Origin of the sequence: Massilia rubra (assembly GCF_011682065.1) — a bacterium.
In the GTDB taxonomy this organism is placed as follows: Bacteria; Pseudomonadota; Gammaproteobacteria; order Burkholderiales; family Burkholderiaceae_D; genus Telluria_A; species Telluria_A rubra.
The window spans coordinates 1-21,501 of record NZ_VUYU01000042.1 but is presented as its reverse complement, the minus strand read 5'-3'; the positions used below and the strand labels follow the sequence as shown (position 1 = coordinate 21,501).

Below are 21,501 nucleotides of genomic sequence, written 5' to 3'. Positions count from 1 at the left end.
TGGTTGATCTCACGTCATGTTCGAATTCCTTTTCAAGCGACCGGCCGACAAGTCCGACACCCCTGCCGGGAAGTCCGCGCAGGCGAGCCCGAATCCGGCGCCGCAGCCCTCGCAGACCAGCGTGCTGCGTGCCCAACAGGCCGAAAAGGTAGGCGCGCTGGCCGGCGATGAAGCCGCCGCCGTCGAATTCATCCTGCAATCCGATTTTTCCGAGCTGCGCCTGGCTGCCGCCGAGCACGTCCATACAGCGGCCCAGCTCGAAAAAGTCCACGCCGCCATGCGCAACACCGACCGCCGCGTCGCCAAGCTCATGCAATCGCGCCTGGACGCGCTGCGCCACCACCAGGCCGAGCTTGGGCGTGGCCAGGCCTGCATCGACCAGGCCGAGGCCCTGCTCAAGGACGACAAGCTCTCGCCCAACCAGGTTGCCGACCTGGACCGCCGCTGGTCGGTGATCGCCGCCCCGGAACTGGCCGAGCAGTTCAACGCCATCCGCACCCGGCTGGCCCAGCGCCTCGAAGCGCAGGTGACCTTGCAGCGCGCCATGATCGACAGCCTCACCGCTTTGCGCGCCCTCGGCGCCGGCGACCTGCGCGCCGCCGACCTGGCCGAGCGGCTCGACGCCATGGCGCAGGCCCAGGCCGCCGCCCTGGCCGCGCCGGAACACGCCTCGCTGCCGCGCAGCCTGACCAATGAATTCGCTTCCGAGCACGCGCGCCTGACCGCGTCGCTCGGCGCGCTGGAGCAGGGCCAGTCGGCCGTGATCGCGCGCGAAACCGCGCTCGCCGAATGGCGCGCCACGCCGCCCGGCGCGTTCAACCAGGAACAACTCAAAAAAGCCTGGCAGCAGTTGCCGCCGGCCGCGCCGGCCGAAGCGGCCGACCTGCAGCAGCGCTTCGAGGAACTGCTTGCTTTGGTGCCGGCGCCGGTCGCAACACCTGGCAAGGCGGCCAAAGAGTCGCGCAAGAACACCCCCGCGCAAGCGCCCGACCAGCACTTCCTCGACGCGCTCGATGCGATGGAAGCGGCCTTGCAGCAAGGTTCGCTCGGCAGCGCGGCCGAGATGGACAAGATCCTCAAGGACAGCAAGGGCACGCGCCTCACGCCGGCGCTGTCGGAGCGCCTGGCGCACGCGCGCGCCGAACTCAAACGCCTGTCGGACTGGGCGCGCTGGGGCGGCAACGTCTCGCGCGAGGAACTGATCAAGGCGGTCGAGCAACTGACCACGCAAAAACTGGCGATGAGCGAACTGGCCAAGAAGGTCGGCAGCATGCGCGAACGCTGGAAGGCGCTCGATACCTTGTCGGGCGCCGCGCCCAAGAGCCTGTGGGAGCGCTTTGACGCCGCCTGCAGCGCCGCCTACGCGCCGGCCGCCGCCCACTTCAAGCACCTGGCCGACGAGCGCCACACCAACGCGGCCAAGGCGCAAGCGCTGATCGCCGAAGCGGCGCAGGAAACCGCCAAGCTGGCCGAAGGCGAGAGCGTCGACTGGAAGCACATGGCCGCCACCGTGCAGCGCATGCGCCTGGCGTGGAGCCACCTGGGCGCGATCGACCGCAAGGAAAAGAAGCGCCTCGACCACGAATTCACCGACGCGCTCAACACCTTGCAGGCGCCGCTGGAACAGCAGCGCAAGAACGAAGTGGCCGAACGCGAAGCCATGATCGCCCAGGTGGCCGCGCTCGACGCGCACGACCGCCACGCGCTCGACACCCTGCGCGCCTTGCAGGAACGCTGGCAGGAACACGCCCGGGCGCTGCCGCTCGAACGCAAGTCCGAGCAGGCCCTGTGGCAGAAATTCCGCGCCGCCTGCGACGCCGTCTTCGCGCGCCGTAAAGAAAGCGCCAACGCCGCCGACGCCGAACGGCGCAGCCACCAGGAAGCCAAGGACGCCATCAGCGCGCGCCTCGAACACGCCGCCGGCGAGCCGGACGCCGTCGCCCACGCCGCCAGGCTGCTGCGCGAAGCGGCGGCCGAATGGAACGCCATCGGCGCCGTCCCGCGCGCCAACGAAGCGAAGGTCGACAAGCGTTATCACGCCGCCATCGCCGCGCTGCAGCACCATGTCGATGCCGCCAAGCGCGAGGCCAGCCGCGCCCAGGCCAGCGCGCTGCGCGACAAGCTGCGCCTGTGCCAGGAACTCGAAGCCCAGGTTGCCGCCGGCGGCGAGCAAGCCGCTAGCTGCGACTGGGCCGCGCGCTGGAGCGCCTTGCCGGCGCTCGACGCCACCTACGAACGCACGCTCAAGGCGCGCTTCGATGCGGCGCTGGCGGCGAGCGGCGACGGCCGTGCCGCCTTTGCCGCGCTGCTCGAGAAGAACAGCGCGCCGCTGCTGCACGAAATCCTGCGCCTCGAAATCGTCGCCGGCATCGACAGCGGCAGCGAATTTGCGCGCGAGCGCCTCAAACTCCAGGTCGAAACCTTGCAATCGTCGCTCAAGTCCGGGCAAAAGCCGGGCAACCAGGCGGCCCATTTCCTGCCGCTGTGCGCCATGCCGGCGCTGGTGGACGAGCGCACCGCCTCGCGCATCGACCACCTGTTCACGCGCATTGCCAGGGACGACAAATCGAAGGCCGGCAAATGATGGCGGTGCGGGTCCAGGCCGCCGACTTCGACCTGAGCACCGAAATGGCGGCCCTGCGCGCGCAGGATGCGCGCATCGGCGCGGTGGTCAGCTTTGTCGGCACGGTGCGCGACATGAACGACGGCGCCAGCGTGGCCGCGATGGAGCTCGAACACTATCCGGGCATGACCGAACAGGCGCTGGAAAAGATCGTGGCGCAGGCCGGCCAGCGCTGGCCCTTGTATGGCGCGCTGGTGGTGCACCGGGTCGGGCCGCTCGCGCCGCTCGACCAGATCGTGCTGGTGGCGTGCAGCGCCGCGCACCGCGGCGAAGCGTTTGCCGCCTGCGAATTCATCATCGATTACCTCAAGACCGACGCCCCGTTCTGGAAGAAGGAACAAACTCCGGACGGCGCGCGCTGGGTCGACGCGCGCGTGAGCGACGACGCGGCGCTGGCCAAATGGGCCGCCGGGTGAGCTTTGTCGCCGTCGGCGTGGGAGCCGCGCTCGGTGCGTGGCTGCGCTGGGGGCTGGCATTGTGGATGGGCGCCTGGCACCCGAAGCTGCAACTCGGCACCCTGGCCGTGAACCTGGCGGGCGGCTACCTGATCGGGGTGGCGCTGGGCTTTTTTGGCGCGCATCCGCAGTTGCCGCCCGAATGGCGCCTGTTCGCGGTGACCGGTTTCCTGGGCGGGCTGACCACGTTTTCCACTTTTTCAGGCGAGGCGATGGTGCTGCTCGAACGCGGCGACTATGGCTGGGCGCTGGCGCATGCGTCCCTGCACCTGGCCGGATCGCTTATCTGCTGTATCGCCGGCCATGCCAGCTGGCGCGCTTTGTCCACGTGATGTCAAACCAAGGAGAATTGAATGTCCAAGCAACTGCCGCAACGTCCTACCGGGGCCTTTATCGGCGCATCGTGGGCAGCCCTGTTCGTCGGCGCCGGTACCTACCTGGTCGGGCTGTGGAACTCGACGATGCAGCTCAATGAGCGCGGTTACTACTTTACCTTGCTGATGTACGGACTGTTCGCCGCCGTGTCGCTGCAAAAGTCGGTGCGCGACCGCCTCGAAGGCGTCAAGGTGACGGGCATTTACTTTGGGCTGTGCTGGGTGTCCTTGCTGTTGTCGGTGCTGCTGCTGACGGTGGGCCTGTTTAACGCCACCCTGGCGCAGAGCGAAAAGGGCTTCTTCGCGATGTCCTTCGTCCTGAGCCTGTTCGCGGCGGTGGCGGTGCAAAAGAACGTGCGCGACGTGTCGCTGTCGCAGGAAGCGACCGGTTACGTCGACCCGGGCAAGGAATAAGCGCGGGTTGAAGTTATCCCGGCCGGGCCATCGCGGCCCGGCCCCTGCGCCGTACGTTGCCCCGTCACTCCTGCGGGAATTTCATCGCCTTCCTCACCGCCAGGCAGCGCCGCTCGTTTTCATGCTGTTCGCGCAGCGCGCGCATGGTCCCTTCCGATAATCCCTTCAACTCCTTGCCGGCCCTGGCCAGGCGCGCCACGCTGGCCGGCGTGCAATCCTTCGGAATCATGGTCGCGGCCCAGCTGCGCATGTAGACCGGGCCGGCGGCCTTGTCCAGCGCCGGCAGCTGGCGCAGGCGCTCGGTCGCGCTCATTTCGCTCAGCACGCGCTGCCCGGGCGGATACAGGCTTTCCATCGCCGTGCGCACGCGCGCGAACGGCAGCGGGGTTTTCAAGTCCATGATCGTGGCCAGCCACTGCTGCTTGACGGCGGGGTCGGGCTGGATCACGGTGGCGCGCAGCGCGGCCGCCTGGCCGGCGTCGGAATTGTCGCGCGCCTGTTCGGCCGCGATGAGCGCCACGCTGCCGGCGTGGCCGGCGCGGCTGAGCGCTTCGATGATCTTCCAGCGCAGGTCCTGGTCCAGCGGCACGCCACCGAGCACCGTTTCGCCATGGAGGATCGACAGCAGCCGTTCTTGCGCTTGCACGGTGGTGGCCGCGTCCAGGTAGGCGTCCATCCATTGGTGCGTGAAGTTGGCGTTGCCCTTGCTCGCTTCGACTCCGCGCCACATCATCGCTTCGAGTGCGGCGGTGGTCTTTTGCGCGTAGCGCGGCGGCGCGTGCATCACATCGATGTAGTGCTTGGCTTTCGCCACCTTGGTCAGCACGTCGCCCAGCAGCTTGTAGTCTGTTTCGAGCGGGGCGTTGGCCAGCGCGGTCTGGATGAATCTGTCCAGCGGCAGTTCGCCATCGCGCACGCCATCCCACAGGCTTTGCCACATCATCGCGCGCAGCAGCGGCTCGTCGATGGCGCCCAGGTGCGCGCTGGCGGAGGCGAACGAGCGCTGGTCCAGCTTGACCTTGACGTAGCCCCAGTCCTGGTAGTTCGGATACACCAGGTCGGGGCAGGCGCTGCCCACCAGTTCCGGCACGCGGGTGGCGGCGCCCTTGTAGGTGACGGCCACGGTCTTGCCGCGAGCGAGCTTGCCGCCATCGAGCACGAACGTGGCGACCTGCACGCGTTGCTCGCGCAGGGTCGGCAGCGCGGGCGGGGCGCTTTGGCGCAGGGTGAAGCTGGCCACTTTGCCGGCCTGGCAGCGGTAGTCGGCCGCCAGCGTGTTCACGCCGGCCTTGTACAGCCATTGCCGGGTCCACGGCGTGAGATCGCGCCCGGCGGCGTCGCCCAGGCTGCCGATGAAATCGTCCAGCTGCGCGTTCTTGTACTGGTACTTGACGAGGTAGTTGTGCACGCCCTTGCGGAACACCTCTTCGCCCAAGAGGTGGCGCAGCTGCTTGAGGGTGGACGCGCCTTTCGAATAGGTGATCGCATCGATGTTATCGAACGCGTTGGCGCTCGACGCCACCGGCACCTCGATCGGGTGCGTGGCCGGGCTCTGGTCCTGCACGTAGGCTTGCTGCTTGCCTTCGGCATAGAAGGTTTGCCAGGCGCCGGTGAATTCGGTCGATTCGGCCGTCGCCATGGTGGCCATGAAGGAGGCGAAGCTTTCGTTGAGCCACAGGCCGTTCCACCATTTCATGGTCACCAGGTCGCCGAACCACTGGTGCGCCATTTCGTGCAGGATGACTTCGGCCAGGCTTTCGCGCTGGGCCTCGGTCATGGCCGTCTTGTACAGGAAACCGTTTTCGGCGAAGGTGACCGCCGCCGCGTTTTCCATCGCGCCGTACAGGAAGTCCGGCACCATCAGCTGGTCGTATTTTTCGAACTGGTAGGGGATGCCGAAGTAATTGTCGAAGTAGGCCAGGCCCTGTCTGGTGTACTTGAACCAGTCGGCGGGCGACACCTGGGCGGCCACCGACTGGCGCGCGAACAGGCGCATCGGATACGGGCCGCTGTTGTCTTCCCAGACCTTGTACGGGCCGGCGTGCATCGAAAAATTGTAGGCCGACAGTTGCCTGGTGGCCGGGAAGGTCCAGCGCCGCGTGGCGCCGCGCTCTTCGATGGCGCTTTCGCGCTTGGTGGAGACCACCTGCCAGTCGGCCGGCGCGGTCACCGTCAACTGGTAGGTCGCTTTCAGGTCGGGCTGGTCGAACAGGGCGAACATCTGGCTCGCCGCCGCCGGCTCGAAGTGCGAGTAGGTGTAGACCTTGCCGTCGACCGGATCGAGCATGCGGTGCAGGCCTTCGCCATTGGTGCTGTGCGCGCGCTGGTAGGTCACGGTGATGCTGTTGCGTCCCACCTTCAGGTCGCGCGCGGCGATCGTGAGGTAGGCTTGGTTGTACTGCGGCGCGAGCGCCACGCCGTTGACGGTGAGGCTGGCGATGGTGGCCTTGTCCAGGTCCACCCGGATCGGCGCGCGCGTGTCCGCCAGGTCGAACTGCAAGGTGCTGGCGCCGTCGAAGGTCTCTTTGCCGCTCAGCGTAAAGTCGAGCACATAGGCCACGTTGGCGATGCGCTGGGAGCGCGCCATGGCGTCGGCGTGGGTCAGCGCGTCGGTGCGCGCGGGCGCCGCTGGTGGCGCGGCCGCGCAGGCGGCGCTGGCCAGGAGGAGGGCGCCCACGGCGCTGAAGCGGGAAAGAGACGAAGCAGACAAGGCGGCAGTCCAATAAAGGTTTCAATGATGCAAGAATATCATGGTAAACACCTTGGCCGGGAAGGAGCGCCTTGAAAAAACCGGCCGTGGCCCAATCTTTTAATCAAGTTAATCGCACTTTTACGTGGAGCTCGACCATGCGCCAAGACAAAATGACCACTAAACTGCAGGAAGCGCTGTCCGATGCGCAAAGCCTCGCGGTGGGCAATGACAATCAGTATATCGAACCGGTCCACCTGCTGTCGGCCCTGTTGAACCAGGATGATGGCGCGGCGCGCTCGCTGCTGCAGCGCGCCGGCGTGAACGTGGGCAGCCTGACCACGGCCCTGCGCAGTTCCCTGGAGCGCCTGCCGAAAGTGTCCGGCAATGGCGGCCAGGTGCAGGCCGGGCGCGAATTCGTCGGCGTCGTCAATCTGGCCGATAAGGAAGCGCAAAAGCGCGGCGACCAGTTCCTCTCGAGCGAAATGGTGTTGCTGGCGCTGACCGAAGACAAGTCCGACGCCGGCACCCTGGCGCGCGAAAACGGGCTGACCCGCAAAGCGCTCGAGACGGCGATCCAGGCCGTGCGCGGCGGCGAAGGCGTGAAATCGGCCGACGCCGAAGGCCAGCGCGAATCGCTCAAGAAATACACGCTCGACCTGACCGAGCGCGCCCGCCTGGGCAAACTCGATCCGGTGATCGGGCGCGATGACGAAATCCGGCGCGCGATCCAGGTGCTGCAACGGCGCACCAAGAACAACCCTGTGTTGATCGGCGAGCCTGGCGTGGGCAAGACCGCCATCGTCGAGGGCCTGGCGCAGCGTATCATCAACGGCGAGGTGCCCGATTCGCTCAAGGGCAAGCGCGTGCTCTCGCTCGACATGGCGGCCCTGCTGGCCGGCGCCAAATTCCGTGGCGAGTTCGAAGAGCGCCTCAAGTCGGTGCTCAAGGAACTGGCGCAGGATGAAGGCCAGACCATCGTCTTCATCGACGAGATGCACACCATGGTCGGCGCCGGCAAGGCCGAAGGCGCCATGGATGCGGGCAATATGCTCAAGCCCGCCCTGGCGCGCGGCGAACTCCATTGCGTCGGCGCCACCACGCTCGACGAGTACCGCAAGTACATCGAGAAGGACGCCGCGCTCGAGCGCCGCTTCCAGAAGATCCTGGTGGACGAGCCGAGCGTGGAGGCGACCATCGCCATCCTGCGCGGCCTGCAGGACAAATACGAGCTGCATCACAAGGTGGAAATCACCGACGCCGCCATCATCGCGGCGGCCGAACTGTCGCACCGTTACATCACCGACCGCTTCCTGCCCGACAAGGCGATCGACCTGATCGACGAAGCGGCGTCGAAGATCAAGATCGAGATCGATTCCAAGCCGGAGGTGATGGACAAGCTGGAACGGCGCATCATCCAGCTCAAGATCGAACGCGAAGCGGTCAAGAAGGAAAAGGACGAGGCCTCGCGCAAGCGCCTCGACCTGATCGGCGACGAAATCTCGCGCCTGGAACGCGAGTACAACGACTTCGAAGAAATCCTCAAGTCCGAAAAGGCGATCGTGCAGGGCACCACGCACATCAAGGAAGAAATCGAGCGCGTGCGCCTGCAGATGGAAGAAGCGACCCGGAGCAGCAACTGGCAGAAGGTGTCGGAACTCCAGTACGGCAAGCTGCCCGAACTCGAAGCGCAACTCAAGCACGCCGAAGCCGACACCAGCAAGGCCGCCGACGGCGCCAAGCCGAAGCTGCTGCGCACCCAGGTCGGGGCCGAAGAAATCGCCGAAGTGGTTTCGCGCGCGACCGGCATTCCGGTCTCGCGCATGATGCAGGGCGAGCGCGACAAGCTGCTGCACATCGAAGAGAAGCTGCACGAGCGCGTGGTGGGGCAGGACGAGGCGATCGTCGCCGTGTCCGACGCGATCCGGCGCTCGCGCGCGGGCCTGTCGGACCCGAACCGCCCGTACGGCTCCTTCATGTTTCTTGGCCCCACGGGCGTCGGCAAGACCGAGTTGTGCAAGGCGCTGGCCGGCTTTTTGTTCGATACCGAGGAATCGATGATCCGCATCGACATGAGCGAATTCATGGAGAAGCATTCGGTGGCCCGCCTGATCGGCGCGCCGCCGGGCTATGTGGGCTACGACGAAGGCGGCTACCTGACCGAGGCGGTGCGGCGCAAACCGTACAGCGTGATCCTGCTCGATGAAGTCGAGAAGGCGCACAGCGATGTCTTCAACGTGCTGCTGCAGGTGCTCGACGACGGCCGCATGACGGACGGCCAGGGACGCACGGTGGACTTCAAGAACACGGTGATCGTGATGACCTCGAACCTGGGTTCGCACAAGATCCAGTCGATGGACAGCGACGATCCGGGCGTGGTCAAGCTGGCGGTGATGGCCGAGGTGCGCTCGCATTTCCGGCCGGAGTTCGTCAACCGGATCGACGAAATCGTGGTGTTTCATGCCCTCGACGAGAAGAATATCGGCGCCATCGCCAAGATCCAGCTCAAGCACCTGGAACAGCGCCTGGCGAAGATGGAGATGACGCTCGACGTGTCGGAAGAGGCCTTGCAGAAGATCGCGGAGGCGGGCTACGACCCGGTGTACGGCGCGCGCCCGCTCAAGCGCGCCATCCAGCAGCAGATCGAAAATCCGCTGTCGAAGCTGATCTTGTCGGGACGCTTCGGACCCAAGGACACCATTCCGGTGCGGGTCAAGGGCGGTAGCTTGAGCTTCGAGTAGTCGGTTTAGCGCGGGCAGGATCTAATTAATGATTTTGCCCCTAAACTTCGCTCCGTCATTCCCGCGCAGGCGGGAATCCAAGGCACCGTGGTTTAGCAAAGATGCCTTGGATTCCCGCCTGCGCGGGAATGACGGAGCTTAGGTTAGCGACATTCTGCCTGCGTCAGTTGGTTCAACGCTTGCGGCGCACGCCGACCAGGCCAGCCAGGCCAAGCATGAAGAGCGCAATCGCGCCCGGCTCGGGAACCACGTTCCAGCCGATCACGTCAAAATACTGCACGTCCAGCGGCGACAGGCCGAGCTTTTCGCCACGGCCGGCGGTCGGGTCGAGCAGGCCCAGATGCAGGTCATCCTGCCAGTGGCTCGCTTGCTGGCCATCGCCGTAGGTCGAGCCGGTGGAGAAGGTTGCCAGGGTGGTCTGGCATTTATCGAGCGAGAAGAACTTGGTGCGCGTGTCGGCCGACCAGTCCAGGTCCGCCGCTTTCTTTTTGCTGTGCGCCGAGCAGCGATACAGGTCGCCCGGGGCGATGTAGCTGAACTCCGAGTCGGCATAGTCGCCGTCGCGGTTGTAGTCGAGGACGTCGACGCCGCTGATGAAGCCGAGCGCGTGGCCGATTTCGTGCGCGGCCACGCCGATGAAGTCGTAGGCCTTGCCGTCGACGCCATTGTCCGGATCGAAGTCCCAGTCGAACAGGCTGCTGAAATTGATCTCGCCGTCGGAGACGTCGTCCTTGGCGCCGGCCAGGCCGACCGCGCGCGCGTTGGCGCGGGTCATGCGGATGCTGTTGTTGTTGTCGTCGCAGTTATCGTCCAGGAAGGGCGTGGCGCTGCCGATGCCCGACGGGTTGGTGCCGGTGCCGTTCATGATCACATTCAGGCAGCTGGCGGTCGACAGGTTCGACACGGCTTTCTTGTCGCTGATGCTCCAGGAATCCTTGGCGAGCGCGTTGCGGTAGGCGTCGTAGCTGAACAGTTCCTGGGTCGAGCCGGTCGAGCCGAGCACGCCCGGTTCAAGTGCCATGAAGCCGATGTTCAGGTTCACCTGCACGTTATCCTGCAACACATTGGTCCAGCGCGCGGCAGCCGCCTGGAAGCCGGCCAGCGCCAGCGGATCCATGCCGGGCGCCGGGGTGAAGTTGATGACGAGCGCCTGCGCAGAGCCGGCGTAAGCGCACAGCAGGGCCGGCGCGATCTTCAGTAGATGTTTGAGGTTTTTCATTTCCGCTTTTCAAGGTGTCGCTGATTGGAATCAGACTATGATTATATTTTTAACCATGCTTGGTGCAATGTGGCATTGCCCGCATGGCGTACTCGTCAAAGCGTATTTTTAAAGCAAGTTTCGCGCCTGAAACTTAAGCCTTTGTTACTAAACATGAAATTTTGAACGAGGGCGGATTTGACAGTTGGAGTGTAAAGATATCCGACAGCGCCGGCGTGGGCGCGCGTATCGTGGCTGGAAAGAAAAAACCGCCATGCCTGCGTGTGCAGGGATGGCGGTCAGTGTGGAGGGAAGCGGACGGCGTGCGCGTCAGGCGCGGCCTTCACGCATGAAGCGCTGGATGTGATCGAGCATGACGGCGTCCGAATACGGCTTGCCGAGCAGGACATCGACACCGGCTTCGGCGGCCTTGACCTGGTAGGTTTCTTCGGCGCTGATCATGATCACCGGAATGTGCGCCGTCAGCGGGTTCTGGCGCACGTGCCTGGTCAGCTCGAAACCATTCATGCCGGGCATTTCGACGTCGGTGATGAGCACGTCGGGCATGCGTTCGGCGATCTGCTTCATCGCGTCGAGGCCATCTTCCGCCATCGCTACCTGGAACTGATTGTTGACCAGCAAGCGGTTGGTTTTCACCCGGACCACTTTGGAATCGTCGGCGATCATGACGACGGTGTCGGTTGCGACCTTGGCCTGGTGGACGCGTGCGGGGGTGGCGGGAGCCGCCACCGGGGCCGGGGCCGCGACAGCGGGGGCGCTGTCCGCAGCCGCCAGGCGTGCCGCCGTTTCGGCGGCGATGCGCTCGGCTTCGGCACGTGCCGCCTGTTCGGCGGCGACACGTTCAGCTTCGACACGTGCCGCTTGTTCTGCCGCGACACGTTCAGCTTCCACACGCGCAGCTTCTTGCGCCGCAACGCGTTCGGCTTCAAGCCGGGCGGCCTGTTCGGCGGCAAGACGTTCGGCTTCCTGGCGGGCGGCTGCTTCAGCGGCGACACGTTCAGCTTCCGCTTGCGCGGCGGCGACACGTGTGGCTTCTTCCGCAGCTGCCTGTTCGGCCTGCAGGCGTGCAGCCTCGGCTTCGGCGCGCCGTTGTTCTTCCACGCGCGCCGCTTCTTGCGCAGCCAGGCGGTCCGCTTCGATCCGCTCGGCTTCGGCTGCCGCCAGGCGCTCGGCTTCGCGCCGCGCCGCCTCTTCGGCAGCGATGCGGTCCGCTTCGCGCTGGGCCGCTTCGATGGCGGCGATGCGCTCCGCTTCCTGCTGCGCGGCCAGTTCATCGGCAAGACGCTTCGCTTCGGCCTGCGCCGCTTGCTCGTCGGCGATGCGCTGTGCTTCCAGCTGCGCTGCCAGCTCGTCGGCCAGGCGCTTCGCTTCCAGCTGGGCGGCCTGCTCGTCGGCCAGGCGCGCCGCTTCCAGTTGCGCCGCTTGCTCTTCGGCGATGCGCTTGGCGTCGGCTTGCGCGGCTTGCTCATCGGCCAGACGCGCCGCTTCCAGCTGCTCTGCCTGTTCGTCGGCGAGGCGTTGCGCATCTTGCCGCGCAGCTTGCTCGGCGGCCAGACGCTCCGCTTCCATGCGGGCAATATTGATCGCGGCGATGCGTTCCGCTTCCACGCGAACGGCTGCGTCGAAGGCCATGCGGGCCGCTTCGACCCGCGCCGCTTCCTCGGCTGCAAGGCGTTCTTCTTCGACGCGGGCCGCTTCCACGGCTGCCAGGCGTTCGGCTTCCAGGCGCTCGGCCTCGGCAAGCGCCAGGCGTTCGGCTTCCAGCCGCGCTGCTTCCTCGGCGGCGGCGACCCGTTCGGCCTCGCGGCGGGCCGCCTCGCGCACCTCTTCCAGGCGCGCTTCTTCGGCGGCAGCGAGGCGCTCTTCTTCCAGGCGCGCTTGTTCCAGCGCCAACAGGCGGTTCTGTTCGTCCTGGGCGCGCGCTTCGGCGACCAGGCGCGCCTCTTCGACACGCGCGGCTTCCTCGGCGGCTTCCTTCTCGGCCTGGATGCGCGCGAAGCTCTTTGCTTGCTCGTTAACATCGAGCATGCTCGGTTCATCGCGTTGCTGGAGCTCCTTGATTTCGCGCTCGCGCAACTTGTAGATCACTACGCGGTACGCCACGTAGAGTAACAAAATGATCAAAACGCCTATGCCGACATTGGTTTCGTAACTTGAAGTAAACACGCGAACAGCTCTCCGTCGTTACCTTTTTTCAAGGCAATGGGTTAATAAAAGGCGATCTTGGTTCTAGGCAATAATGATACACCGGCGCGGGGGAGAACACGATGGATGGTTGTGGGCAATTCACGTCGGCTTGTGTCACGACAGACCGCACGCGATTGAGGAATCTTGAGATTTAGTATCGCTTTATGCTACTTTTTCGGCATACCTGCGCTGGTCTGGCAGGAAACGGCAGATCCCGACACTATTTTGCGCTGCACAAAAAAAGCCGGCGCATGCCGGCTTTACCACACACGCCGTCGTTTACACGGTCGGCGGATCGGTTTCGCGCTCGAATGTGCGGTGCCGCGCGAGCGCCAGCTTGAACTGGGCCAGCGCCAGCGTGGCGAGGGTGGCGTCCAGCCTGACGATGCCGGGGTCGTCGCAGCCGTCCGGCAGCAGCAAGGGAATGGCGGCGCTGGCGAGCAGGTCGGCGCCGTTGCCGAGGGCCAGGATCGGCTTGCCGTGGCGGTATTGCTCGCGCACAAAGTCGAGCACGCGCCCGTCGCGCGCCAGTGCGAGGACGGCATCGTCGCCGCCGCTCGCGACCATTGCGTCGTACACCACCGAGGGCGTGACGTCGAAGGTGGTTTCGACATGCAGCGGCTGGCCGTCCTGCGAGCTGACCTGTCCCAGCCGCTGGCCCACCAGGCGCGGCACGGCGCCCGCATCGAGCAAGGCCGCATAGATCGCGCGCACGGTCGCCCCGTCGGCGCCCGGCGCGACCAGGATGGCGACCTGGCGCGTGCGGATGCCGGTCACGCCCGGCCGGCTGAGCAGGGACAGGGCGGGCGAGGGCGGGTAGACCGGCAGCGGCAAGCTGGTGGCCAGCGGCAGCGGCGGCGGCACCGCGATGCCGAGACCGCACGCGACGGCGTGCGCCAGGGTCGCGTCCACATTGACCAGCCCGGCCACCATGCGGACCCGGATCGCCAGCGTTTCCACGCGCGTCAGTTCGAAGCGGAAGGCGTCGATGATGTGGGCTTTTTCGGGCGCGCTCTGGCTGATCCAGAACAGGCGCGCTTGCGAATAGTGGTCGGCGAACAGTTCCGGTTTGCCGCGCACTTTGTTGCCGATGACGGGCTCGGGCACGCTGACGAAACCGGCGCGGCCCACCTGGAACGGGCAACCGCCGGCCAGCGAGTTGGGCTCGTAATTGACCCGGCCGCGGTTGATGGCCTGCCGGTGGAAACCCTCGCGCTGGTTGTTGTGCACCTCGGCCAAGGGCGCGTTGATGGGGATTTCGTGGAAATTGGGACCGCCCAGGCGCGTGATCTGGGTATCCGGATAGGAATGGTTGCGGCCCTGCAAGATCGGATCATTGGTGAAATCGATGCCGGGTACAATGTGCTGCGTGCAAAAGGCCACTTGTTCGGTCTCGGCAAAGAAATTGTCCGGGTTGCGGTTCAGGACCAATTTGCCGACCGGGAACACCGGGATCAGTTCTTCCGGAATCAGCTTGGTCGGATCGAGAATGTCGAAGGGGAAGCTCTCGGCCTGCGTTTCGGTGAACACTTGCAGGCCCAGTTCGTACTCGGGGAAGTTGCCCGCTTCGATGGCTTCCCACAGGTCGCGCCGGTGGAAGTCGGTGTCGAGCCCGCGCAGCTTGAACGCTTCGTCCCACACCAGCGAGTGGGTGCCCTGCAGCGGGGTCCAGTGGAATTTGCACAGGCGCACCTCGCCGCTGGTGTTGATCAGCTTGAAGGTGTGCACGCCGAAACCTTGCATCATGCGGTAGCTGCGCGGAATGGCGCGGTCGGACATGAGCCACATCAGCATGTGGGTGATTTCGGGGCTGAGCGAGGCAAAGTCCCAGAAAGTGTCGTGCGCGCTGGAGGCTTGCGGCATGCCGTGGTGCGGCTCCGGCTTGAGCGCGTGGGCGACGTCGGGAAACTTCATCGGGTCCTGGATGAAGAACACCGGGATATTGTTGGCGACCAGGTCCCAGTTGCCTTCGTCCGTGTAGAACTTGACCGCGAAGCCGCGCACGTCGCGCGCCGTGTCGGGCGAGCCGCGCTCGCCGGTGGCGGTGGAAAAGCGCACGAACGCCGGGGTGCGCTTGCCGGCGTAGGCGAAGGGGGCGGCGCGGGTAAGGTGGCCCAGGTCCTGGTAGGATTCGAAGTAGCCATGGGCGGCCGAACCGCGCGCATGCACGACGCGCTCCGGGATGCGCTCGTGGTCGAAATGCATGATTTTTTCGCGCATGACGAAGTCTTCCAGCGCGATCGGTCCGCGCAGGCCGATCTTGAGCGAGTCCTGGTTGCTGGCAACAGGAATGCCCTGGTTAGTGGTCAGGCGTTGTTCGGTATCGTCGGCGCGCACGCGGTCCAGCGAACTGTTGAGCGCGTTGACGCCCAGGTGCGCAGTGCCGTCCCCGACCTTGGGCGAGGCGATGTTTTCGGTGCTGGTGCTGGCCGTGGCCAGCGGGGTCGACGCCGCATAGGCTTCGCCGGTATGCGGCGTTAGTGCTTTGTCGCCATATTCGAGCGGCTTGGTGGCGTTGAAGGGCCGCTCGTCGGCCAGGTCGGCTTCGCCGCCGGCCTTTTCCAGCAGGCGCTCGGCGATCGGGTCGGTGGTGCCCAGGCTGCCGGGCAAGGTCGGGTCCGAGGGACCCGCGACGGTGCTGAAAACGGAACCTGCGCCGTCGGTGGACGGTCCGTATTTTTTACGTGTGACCATGGATTACCTCTTAGAAAGAGTGGGGCCGGCGCCCCTGGCTTGTCGAGTTTGCATCGCTCAGGCCCCGCGTGCTTGATCACGGACAGGCGATGCGGCGCGGGAGATCAGGGCGTCGCCAGTGCCACCCTGCCGGTGGACGAACAACAGGGAGAAGGTGCATGGAAACTTTGTCGGATACCTGCCGGGCCTTGCTCGAACGCAGCAAGCGTTTCGGGCCGCTGTATGGCGACCGGCTCGCCAATCACTTGCCGATGACGCTCATCGCGCTCGATCGCATGGGCGCGCCGGCGGACAGCATGGCGCGCGCTTTCGACGCCAACGCGCGCCAGTTGCGGGCGCGCGACGCCGAGCTCAGCCCGGTCACGCACGCGGCCGACTGGCTGGGCCAGGGCCGCAATGTGGGCGGGCTGGAACGGTATTTCCAGGCGTGCGCGGGGCGCGACGGACTCGACGCCGTGCTGCGCGACTGGGTGCCGCGCCTGCTGCCGGGCGTGTCGGCGTCGGCTTTTCATTGCCTGATCCGGCTGGCGTACGCGCTTGACGCCGGCGAGTATGACGAAACCTGCGCCGCGCTGGCGTACTGGGTCATGGAATACACGACCCTGGACTTGCCGCCGGACACGGTCAACGCCACGCCGGCCGCGACCGCCGCGCGCCTGGCGGTGGCGGTGGCCGGCCATGCAGCGTGGGACGGCATCATTATCGACCGCATGCGGCAGGCTGCGCGCCATCCTGGCGTGGCCGGGACGGCGATCCAGCCATCGGGATTGGACCTGCGGCAGGTGGCGCAGTTCGCGCTCGGCGCCTATCATGCGCGCGAAGATTTCACGCTCTTGCATACCGTTACGGCATGCCATGCATTCCGCCTGCTGCTGCCGTATGCCGGCGAGCCGCGCCAGGCGCTGCGCTACCTGTGGGAGGCGGTCGTGGTCGCCACCTTGACGGTCGAGCCCGCCACCGCCACGCCGGCCGCCGCAACAACGGTGGGCATAGACTGGCCAGCCTGCATGGCGCAAGCTGCGCGGGCCACCGATGCGCACGTCGTCAAGCTGTGCTGGTCGGCGTATTGCGAACACCTGGCCTACGGCGATGCGCGCTATCTCGCGATTGCCGCGCGCAAACTGGCCGCGCAATGACCAGAAAGGACCATGTGAAACTGAATCACCTGCTGTTGATGCTGGCGCTGATGGGGAGCCCTCGTACCTGCCTGGGGCAACAAGACGGTCTCCCTGCCGCGCCGGCGTCGGGAAGCGTGGATCTGTCGGCCACGTTCGGGCCGGGGCGGCTCGATGTGGCATTTGCCGCGCCGGGGGCCAAGGCAGCGGTCGCCAGCGTCACGCTGCGGCTCGGCGCGCTCGTGACCACGCTGCCGGCCTGCCTCGTCGAACGCCTGCCATCGCGGCAGATGGCGCAGATCAGCGCCGCGCAAGCCTGGAACCATGAGGAAAGCGGTCCGTCCAAGCTCAGCCTCACCTTTGTCGCTCCCGAGGCCGTCGCGGCGAGCGCGCGCGCGGACCCGGTCGTCATGTTGTTCGACGTGCGGACGGCCAAGCTGGCCGACATCCACAGCTTCACCATCGATGGCGACGAACGAAGTCGCCTTTACGTCAGCCTGGACATCGCGGCGATGTGCCCGCCACACGAGCTGGACGCGGTGTTCGATCCGGCGGCCAGGCTCAACATGCGCAAGCTTCCCAAGCAATGAACAGAAAGAACCACGTGAAACTACACCAACTGCTGTTGCTGGGCGCATTGATGGGAAGCAGCAGTGCCTGCCTCGCTCACGTTGATACCATCGTTAAATTTTCCCCGGATGGAATGATGGACACGATTCCGGCCAAGTACGGGCCGGCTCAGATGAAGGTGGCCTTCGCTGCGCAAGGGGCGAAACAAGCCGTCGACGGCGTGACCCTGCAGCTTGGTGGGCACGTGACGACGCTGCCGCCCTGCATCGTGGCGCTGCTGCCGTCACGGCAGATGGCGCACGTGAGCGCCAGTGCGTCCTGGTACCACGAGGGCATCAGTACGCTGCCGGATTACCTCGACATTCACTTTGCCGCATCCGGGACAGTCAAGGCGCGCAGGTTACGGACGCATGTCGCCATATTATTCAACTTGCGCACAGCAAAAATAATCAATATCAAAAAGGTCATCGCCGGTCCGGCCGAGGGAGAACAACGTTCTGTCGGCATGGGACTTTTGCAACGATGTTCAGCACAGGAACTTGACGCGGTATTTGATCCGATGTACCGGCTCAACGTGCGATGATGTCGCCCACCAGGTCGCCCTTGAGCACCATGGTCGAGCGGCCATCCTCGCCCGGCAGGAACAGGCCGCGCCCGTTCGAGTAGAGACGATGCAAGCTCAAGCGGCGCTGTCGCCGGCGAAAAATGCCGACGGCGAACTGCCGAAGGTCTTTTTGAACATCGCCGAAAACGCCGACTGGCTGGCGTAACCGAGCTCCCCGGCCACCTGCGAGAGCGGCATGCCGCGCGCGATCAGCGGCGCGGCGTGCGCCAGGCGCACCTGCTGGCGCCAGTGGCCGAAGCGCATGCCCAGCTCGCTTTCGAACAGGCGGGTCAGGGTGCGCTCGGAGGCGCCGACCCGGGCCGCCCACTGGCCCAGGGTCAGCTGGCAGGCGGGGTCGTCGATCAGGGCCGCGCACAGGGCGCCAAGGCGCTTGTCCTGCGGCAGCGGCACCCGCATCGGCCGCGTGGCCGCGCCGGGCAACTCGTCGAGGATCAGTTCGGCCAGCAGCGTTTCGCGCGGACCGGCGCCGGTCTCGCCGAGCGCAACGATCAGTTCGCGCAACAGCGCCGACACGGCCAGCACGCGGCACTCGTCACCTTCGAACGGGGCGCGCGCGGCCAGGATACCGAGCGGGCGCAGGCGCGCATCTTCCAGCACATGGACCGAGTGGATCACTTCCGGCGCTACCCAGATCGCGCGCAGCGGCGGCAGGATCCAGCTTGCGCCGGGCGTGGTCACGCGCAGCACCCCGGACAGGGCGAAGGTCACCTGGCCCCAGGCATGCCGGTGTGGATCGAGCGACTGGGTGATGTCGAGGTCGCGGGCGAGGGCGCGTACCGGCCGTGCCGGGGTCGGCGCCAGATCGGGAGCTTGCCAGCGGGTATCGGTAAGGATGGTCAGGGACACGGTCGGCTCGGGATGCAATTGGCGGATTTGCGACAAAGTATGGCTTCCTGTCTCAAAACTGTCGATGGCTTTTTGCTTACACTGACATCTGCTCAACTAAGGATGCTTTATGAACACACCCACCCTGCGCGACGATGCGCGCGTCATCGGCCTGGTCAGCCTGGCGCACGGCGTATCGCACTTCTATCACCTGATCCTGGCGGCCTTGTTCCCGTGGCTCAAGCCCGCCTTCGACCTGTCGTACGCCCAGCTGGGGCTGTTGATGACCTTGTTCTTCGTGGTCTCCGGCATCGGCCAGGCCCTGTCCGGCTTCGTGGTGGACAAGGTCGGCGCGCGCCGCGTGCTGTTTTGCGGGCTGGCGCTGCTCGGCACGGCGGCCCTGGTGCTGGCGGGCGCGCACAGCTATGTGATGCTGGCGGCCGGGTCGATGCTCGCCGGCCTGGGCAACGCCGTGTTCCATCCGGCCGACTACACCTTGCTGAACCAGCGCGTGAGCCGCGCCCGCATCGCCCACGCCTTTTCGCTGCACGGCATCAGCGGCAACCTGGGCTGGGCTGCCGCGCCGGCGTTTTTGGCCGGCATCGCCGCGCTGGCCGGCTGGCGCATCGCCCTGTTGTCGGCCGCCGCCATTCCCTTCGCCACCTTGGCGCTGCTGTTCTTTCAACGCGCCCACCTGCGCGCCGACCCGGCCCCGCTGCAGGCGGCCGGCACGGCGCAGGACAGCTCGTTCGCCTTCATGAAGCTGCCGGCGGTGTGGATGAGCTTTGGCTTCTTTTTCCTGACCGCCATTGCGCTGGGCGGAATCCAGAGTTTTTCGTCGGCCAGCCTGGTGGCGCTGTACGGCATTTCGCTGGCCTCGGCCACCACCGCCTACACCGCCTATATGCTCGCGTCCGCCGCCGGCATGGTGCTGGGCGGCTTCCTGGCGACGCGCGCCAAGCGCCACGACCGCACCATTGCGCTCGCCTTCGTCTGCGCCGCGCTGATGGCGCTGCTGGTGGGGGCGGCCGTGGCGCCGGGATGGATGGCGGTGGTGCTGATGGGCGGGATCGGCCTGGCCGCCGGCGTCGCCGGTCCCTCGCGCGACCTGCTCATTCGCGCCGCGGCCCCGAAAAACGCGACCGGCCGTGTATTCGGCATCGTGTACTCGGGCCTCGACAGCGGCCTGGCGCTCGGTCCGCTACTGTTCGGCGCCATGATGGACCGGGGCCATCCGGCCTGGGTGTTCGGCTGCATCGCCCTGTTCCAGGTGCTGGCGATCGGCACCGCCCTGACCGTGGGCGGCAGCAGCCGGGCGCCGGCGCTCAAGCAAGCCTGAGCGCCAGGCTACTCAGGTGACCGGGCACAGGCTGGCCACGCCCAGCAGCGCGTAGCGCACCCGGTACGGCTTGAAACCGAGGATGGTCTTGAAACGCCGCAGTCCCTCGGAGGCGCCGAACCAGGTGTCGTACATGGCGTAGCGCACGCTGCGCTCGGCGATCAGCATGCTGACGATTTCGACGATCATGAAGTGCATGACGCCATCGTTGTTGCGGTAGCCGAGCAGGCGCGAGAACAGGGCGAAGTTGCCGTAGATGCCCAGTTCGCAGTACGCGACCAGCTTGCCCGATGCATCGAGCACGCCGAAATAGCGGAAGTTCTCGCGGTCGGTGTAATGCGCTACCCGGTCCTGGTAGCCGGCGGCCATGGGCCGGCCCTGGCGCTCGGGCATGGACTGGTTGATGGCGTGGATGTCGTCGACATAGCGGTTGCGCTCGATGCGGGTGAAGTGGTAGCCGCGCGCCTGGGCGCGCCGCGCGAAGAAACCGCCCCAGTTGCGCTCGCCGATCGAGTCGCGGTACTGCGCGCTTGATGCGAATTGCCCGATGTCGAGCAGGGCCGCGCCGATGGTCTTGTTGCCGATGATGCGGTAGCGCGGATGGCGCCGGGTGAAATGGCGGTAGGTGGCGCCCACTTCGGCGGGCGCGAGCGCCGTGTCGAATTGCAAGTGAGCGAGCGGCAGTTTGACGATCGCGGCGAGAATGTCCCACAGGCGCCGGAGCTGTGACAGCGTGCTGAGCATGCATGCCCCCTTGACGAGAAAGAGGAGCCGATTATGGCGCGCTTTGGGCCCCGCGTCAGCCGCTCCCTGCGCATTGCTTGTGACACGTCACGCGCGCCGCGAATGCCTGGTTTTCACGGGAACCTGAACGCCGTTCGCGTGGTCCTACTGCATGCAGCGGCAGGCGCGCGCAGGGGCGGCGGCGGCAATCGCTTAGAATTGTTCTCATTTCACCTTTTGCGAGCGAGCCGACATGACTTTTGCCACCACCGACCTGTGCGACGACCATCCCGACCTGCTGGAAGAGGGCCGCATGGCCGTGCTGCCGCCGCTGTTCAGGCACTACGGCCAGCACCTGCGCTTTTGCGGCAGCGTGACCACACTAAAAGTGTTTGAAGATAACGCCCTGGTGCGCGCCACCCTGGAAGCGCCCGGCAACGGCAATGTGCTGGTGATCGATGGCGGCGCCAGCCTGCGGCGCGCGCTGGTGGGCGGCCAGCTGGCGTTATTGGCGCAAAACAATGGCTGGAGCGGCATCGTGGTCGACGGGTGCGTGCGCGACAGCGAGGAAATCAACGCCTGCGCCATCGGGGTGCGCGCGCTGGGCACGCATCCGCAAAAGAGCAGCAAGCTGGGCGCGGGCGAGCGCAATGTGCGCATCTGCGTCGGCGGGGTGGCGGTGCAGCCGGGCGACTGGTTGTATGCCGATGCCGACGGCATCGTGGTGGCGCAGCGCAAGCTGGCCTGACAGGGAGGGAAGGGCGCGGAAAAGCGGAAAACAGCGGGGAAGGGCGTCGAACCAGCGTGGGGGGGGGGGGGCGGGGCCCCCCGCCGCCGGGGGGGTTGGAGCCCCGGGGGGGGGGGGGGGGGGGGGGGGGGGGGCGGGGGCGGAGGGGGGGGGGGGCGGG

At 66.2% G+C, this 21,501-nt stretch carries 16 protein-coding genes; 10 read left to right on the top strand and 6 right to left on the bottom strand.

The features are described 5' to 3' along the window. The first annotated feature begins 16 nt into the window (after positions 1-16). From F0185_RS32330 to yiaA, 4 genes are read left to right on the top strand one after another with little or no spacing between them, the layout of a single operon-like run. Positions 17-2,584, top strand: coding sequence for a DUF349 domain-containing protein (locus tag F0185_RS32330; RefSeq protein ID WP_167232535.1), 2,568 nt, complete (start codon positions 17-19; stop codon positions 2,582-2,584). Then, positions 2,581-3,039 carry a molybdopterin synthase catalytic subunit MoaE gene (gene moaE, locus F0185_RS32325; protein ID WP_166895771.1) on the top strand — a complete coding sequence of 153 codons (459 nt, stop codon included), beginning with the start codon at positions 2,581-2,583 and terminating at the stop codon, positions 3,037-3,039. Before F0185_RS32330 ends, moaE begins: the two co-directional genes overlap by 4 nt. Beyond that, positions 3,024-3,410, top strand: coding sequence for a fluoride efflux transporter CrcB (gene crcB / locus F0185_RS32320; RefSeq protein ID WP_187362711.1), 387 nt, complete (start codon positions 3,024-3,026; stop codon positions 3,408-3,410). The genes moaE and crcB overlap by 16 nt, the downstream gene beginning before the upstream one ends. Positions 3,411-3,431: 21 nt before the next feature. Further along, the gene (gene yiaA, locus F0185_RS32315) at positions 3,432-3,866 is read left to right on the top strand and encodes an inner membrane protein YiaA (protein WP_166895767.1); all 435 of its coding nucleotides are present in this window, start codon (positions 3,432-3,434) and stop codon (positions 3,864-3,866) included. A gap of 64 nt (positions 3,867-3,930) precedes the next feature. Here yiaA and pepN read toward each other — a convergent pair whose 3' ends face one another. Next, positions 3,931-6,576, bottom strand: coding sequence for an aminopeptidase N (pepN, locus tag F0185_RS32310; protein WP_167232531.1), 2,646 nt, complete (start codon positions 6,574-6,576; stop codon positions 3,931-3,933). A gap of 137 nt (positions 6,577-6,713) precedes the next feature. On the opposite strand from pepN, the gene clpB reads away from it, so the two are divergent. Continuing rightward, positions 6,714-9,296 carry an ATP-dependent chaperone ClpB gene (gene clpB, locus F0185_RS32305; RefSeq protein WP_167232529.1) on the top strand — a complete coding sequence of 861 codons (2,583 nt, stop codon included), beginning with the start codon at positions 6,714-6,716 and terminating at the stop codon, positions 9,294-9,296. A 172-nt stretch (positions 9,297-9,468) separates the two neighbouring features. On the opposite strand, the gene F0185_RS32300 is transcribed toward clpB, so the two are convergent. From F0185_RS32300 to F0185_RS32290, 3 genes are all read right to left on the bottom strand, one after another. Then, on the bottom strand, positions 9,469-10,515 hold the full coding sequence (locus F0185_RS32300; protein WP_167232527.1) for an NF038122 family metalloprotease: 1,047 nt from the start codon (positions 10,513-10,515) through the stop codon (positions 9,469-9,471). A 309-nt stretch (positions 10,516-10,824) separates the two neighbouring features. Further along, entirely contained in the window at positions 10,825-12,639 is a 1,815-nt protein-coding gene (locus F0185_RS32295) for a response regulator (RefSeq protein ID WP_167232525.1), read from the bottom strand. 342 nt (positions 12,640-12,981) lie between these two features. Beyond that, positions 12,982-15,396, bottom strand: coding sequence for a catalase (locus F0185_RS32290; protein WP_167232523.1), 2,415 nt, complete (start codon positions 15,394-15,396; stop codon positions 12,982-12,984). 158 nt (positions 15,397-15,554) lie between these two features. Between F0185_RS32290 and F0185_RS32285 the strand changes: the two genes are divergently transcribed. Genes F0185_RS32285 through F0185_RS32275 form a run of 3 tightly spaced genes read left to right on the top strand, consistent with a single transcriptional unit; the run spans position 15,555 to position 17,664 of the window. Then, on the top strand, positions 15,555-16,532 hold the full coding sequence (locus tag F0185_RS32285) for a questin oxidase family protein (RefSeq protein ID WP_167232521.1): 978 nt from the start codon (positions 15,555-15,557) through the stop codon (positions 16,530-16,532). Between the two features lie 14 nt (positions 16,533-16,546). Beyond that, positions 16,547-17,101 (top strand): hypothetical protein, encoded by a 555-nt coding sequence (locus F0185_RS32280; protein ID WP_167232519.1) that lies wholly within the window; start codon positions 16,547-16,549, stop codon positions 17,099-17,101. Between the two features lie 14 nt (positions 17,102-17,115). After that, positions 17,116-17,664: a hypothetical protein gene (locus tag F0185_RS32275; protein ID WP_167232517.1), complete on the top strand. Its 549-nt coding sequence runs from the start codon at positions 17,116-17,118 to the stop codon at positions 17,662-17,664. 96 nt (positions 17,665-17,760) lie between these two features. On the opposite strand, the gene F0185_RS32270 is transcribed toward F0185_RS32275, so the two are convergent. Then, positions 17,761-18,588 carry an AraC family transcriptional regulator gene (locus F0185_RS32270; protein WP_229477297.1) on the bottom strand — a complete coding sequence of 276 codons (828 nt, stop codon included), beginning with the start codon at positions 18,586-18,588 and terminating at the stop codon, positions 17,761-17,763. 73 nt (positions 18,589-18,661) lie between these two features. Between F0185_RS32270 and F0185_RS32265 the strand changes: the two genes are divergently transcribed. Then, the gene (locus F0185_RS32265) at positions 18,662-19,870 is read left to right on the top strand and encodes an MFS transporter (RefSeq protein WP_167232515.1); all 1,209 of its coding nucleotides are present in this window, start codon (positions 18,662-18,664) and stop codon (positions 19,868-19,870) included. A 12-nt stretch (positions 19,871-19,882) separates the two neighbouring features. Here the strand turns inward: F0185_RS32265 and F0185_RS32260 are convergent, their stop codons facing one another. After that, positions 19,883-20,614 (bottom strand): hypothetical protein, encoded by a 732-nt coding sequence (locus F0185_RS32260; RefSeq protein ID WP_167232513.1) that lies wholly within the window; start codon positions 20,612-20,614, stop codon positions 19,883-19,885. Between the two features lie 232 nt (positions 20,615-20,846). On the opposite strand from F0185_RS32260, the gene rraA reads away from it, so the two are divergent. Continuing rightward, positions 20,847-21,341: a ribonuclease E activity regulator RraA gene (gene rraA, locus F0185_RS32255; protein ID WP_167232511.1), complete on the top strand. Its 495-nt coding sequence runs from the start codon at positions 20,847-20,849 to the stop codon at positions 21,339-21,341. Positions 21,342-21,501: the final 160 nt, after the last annotated feature.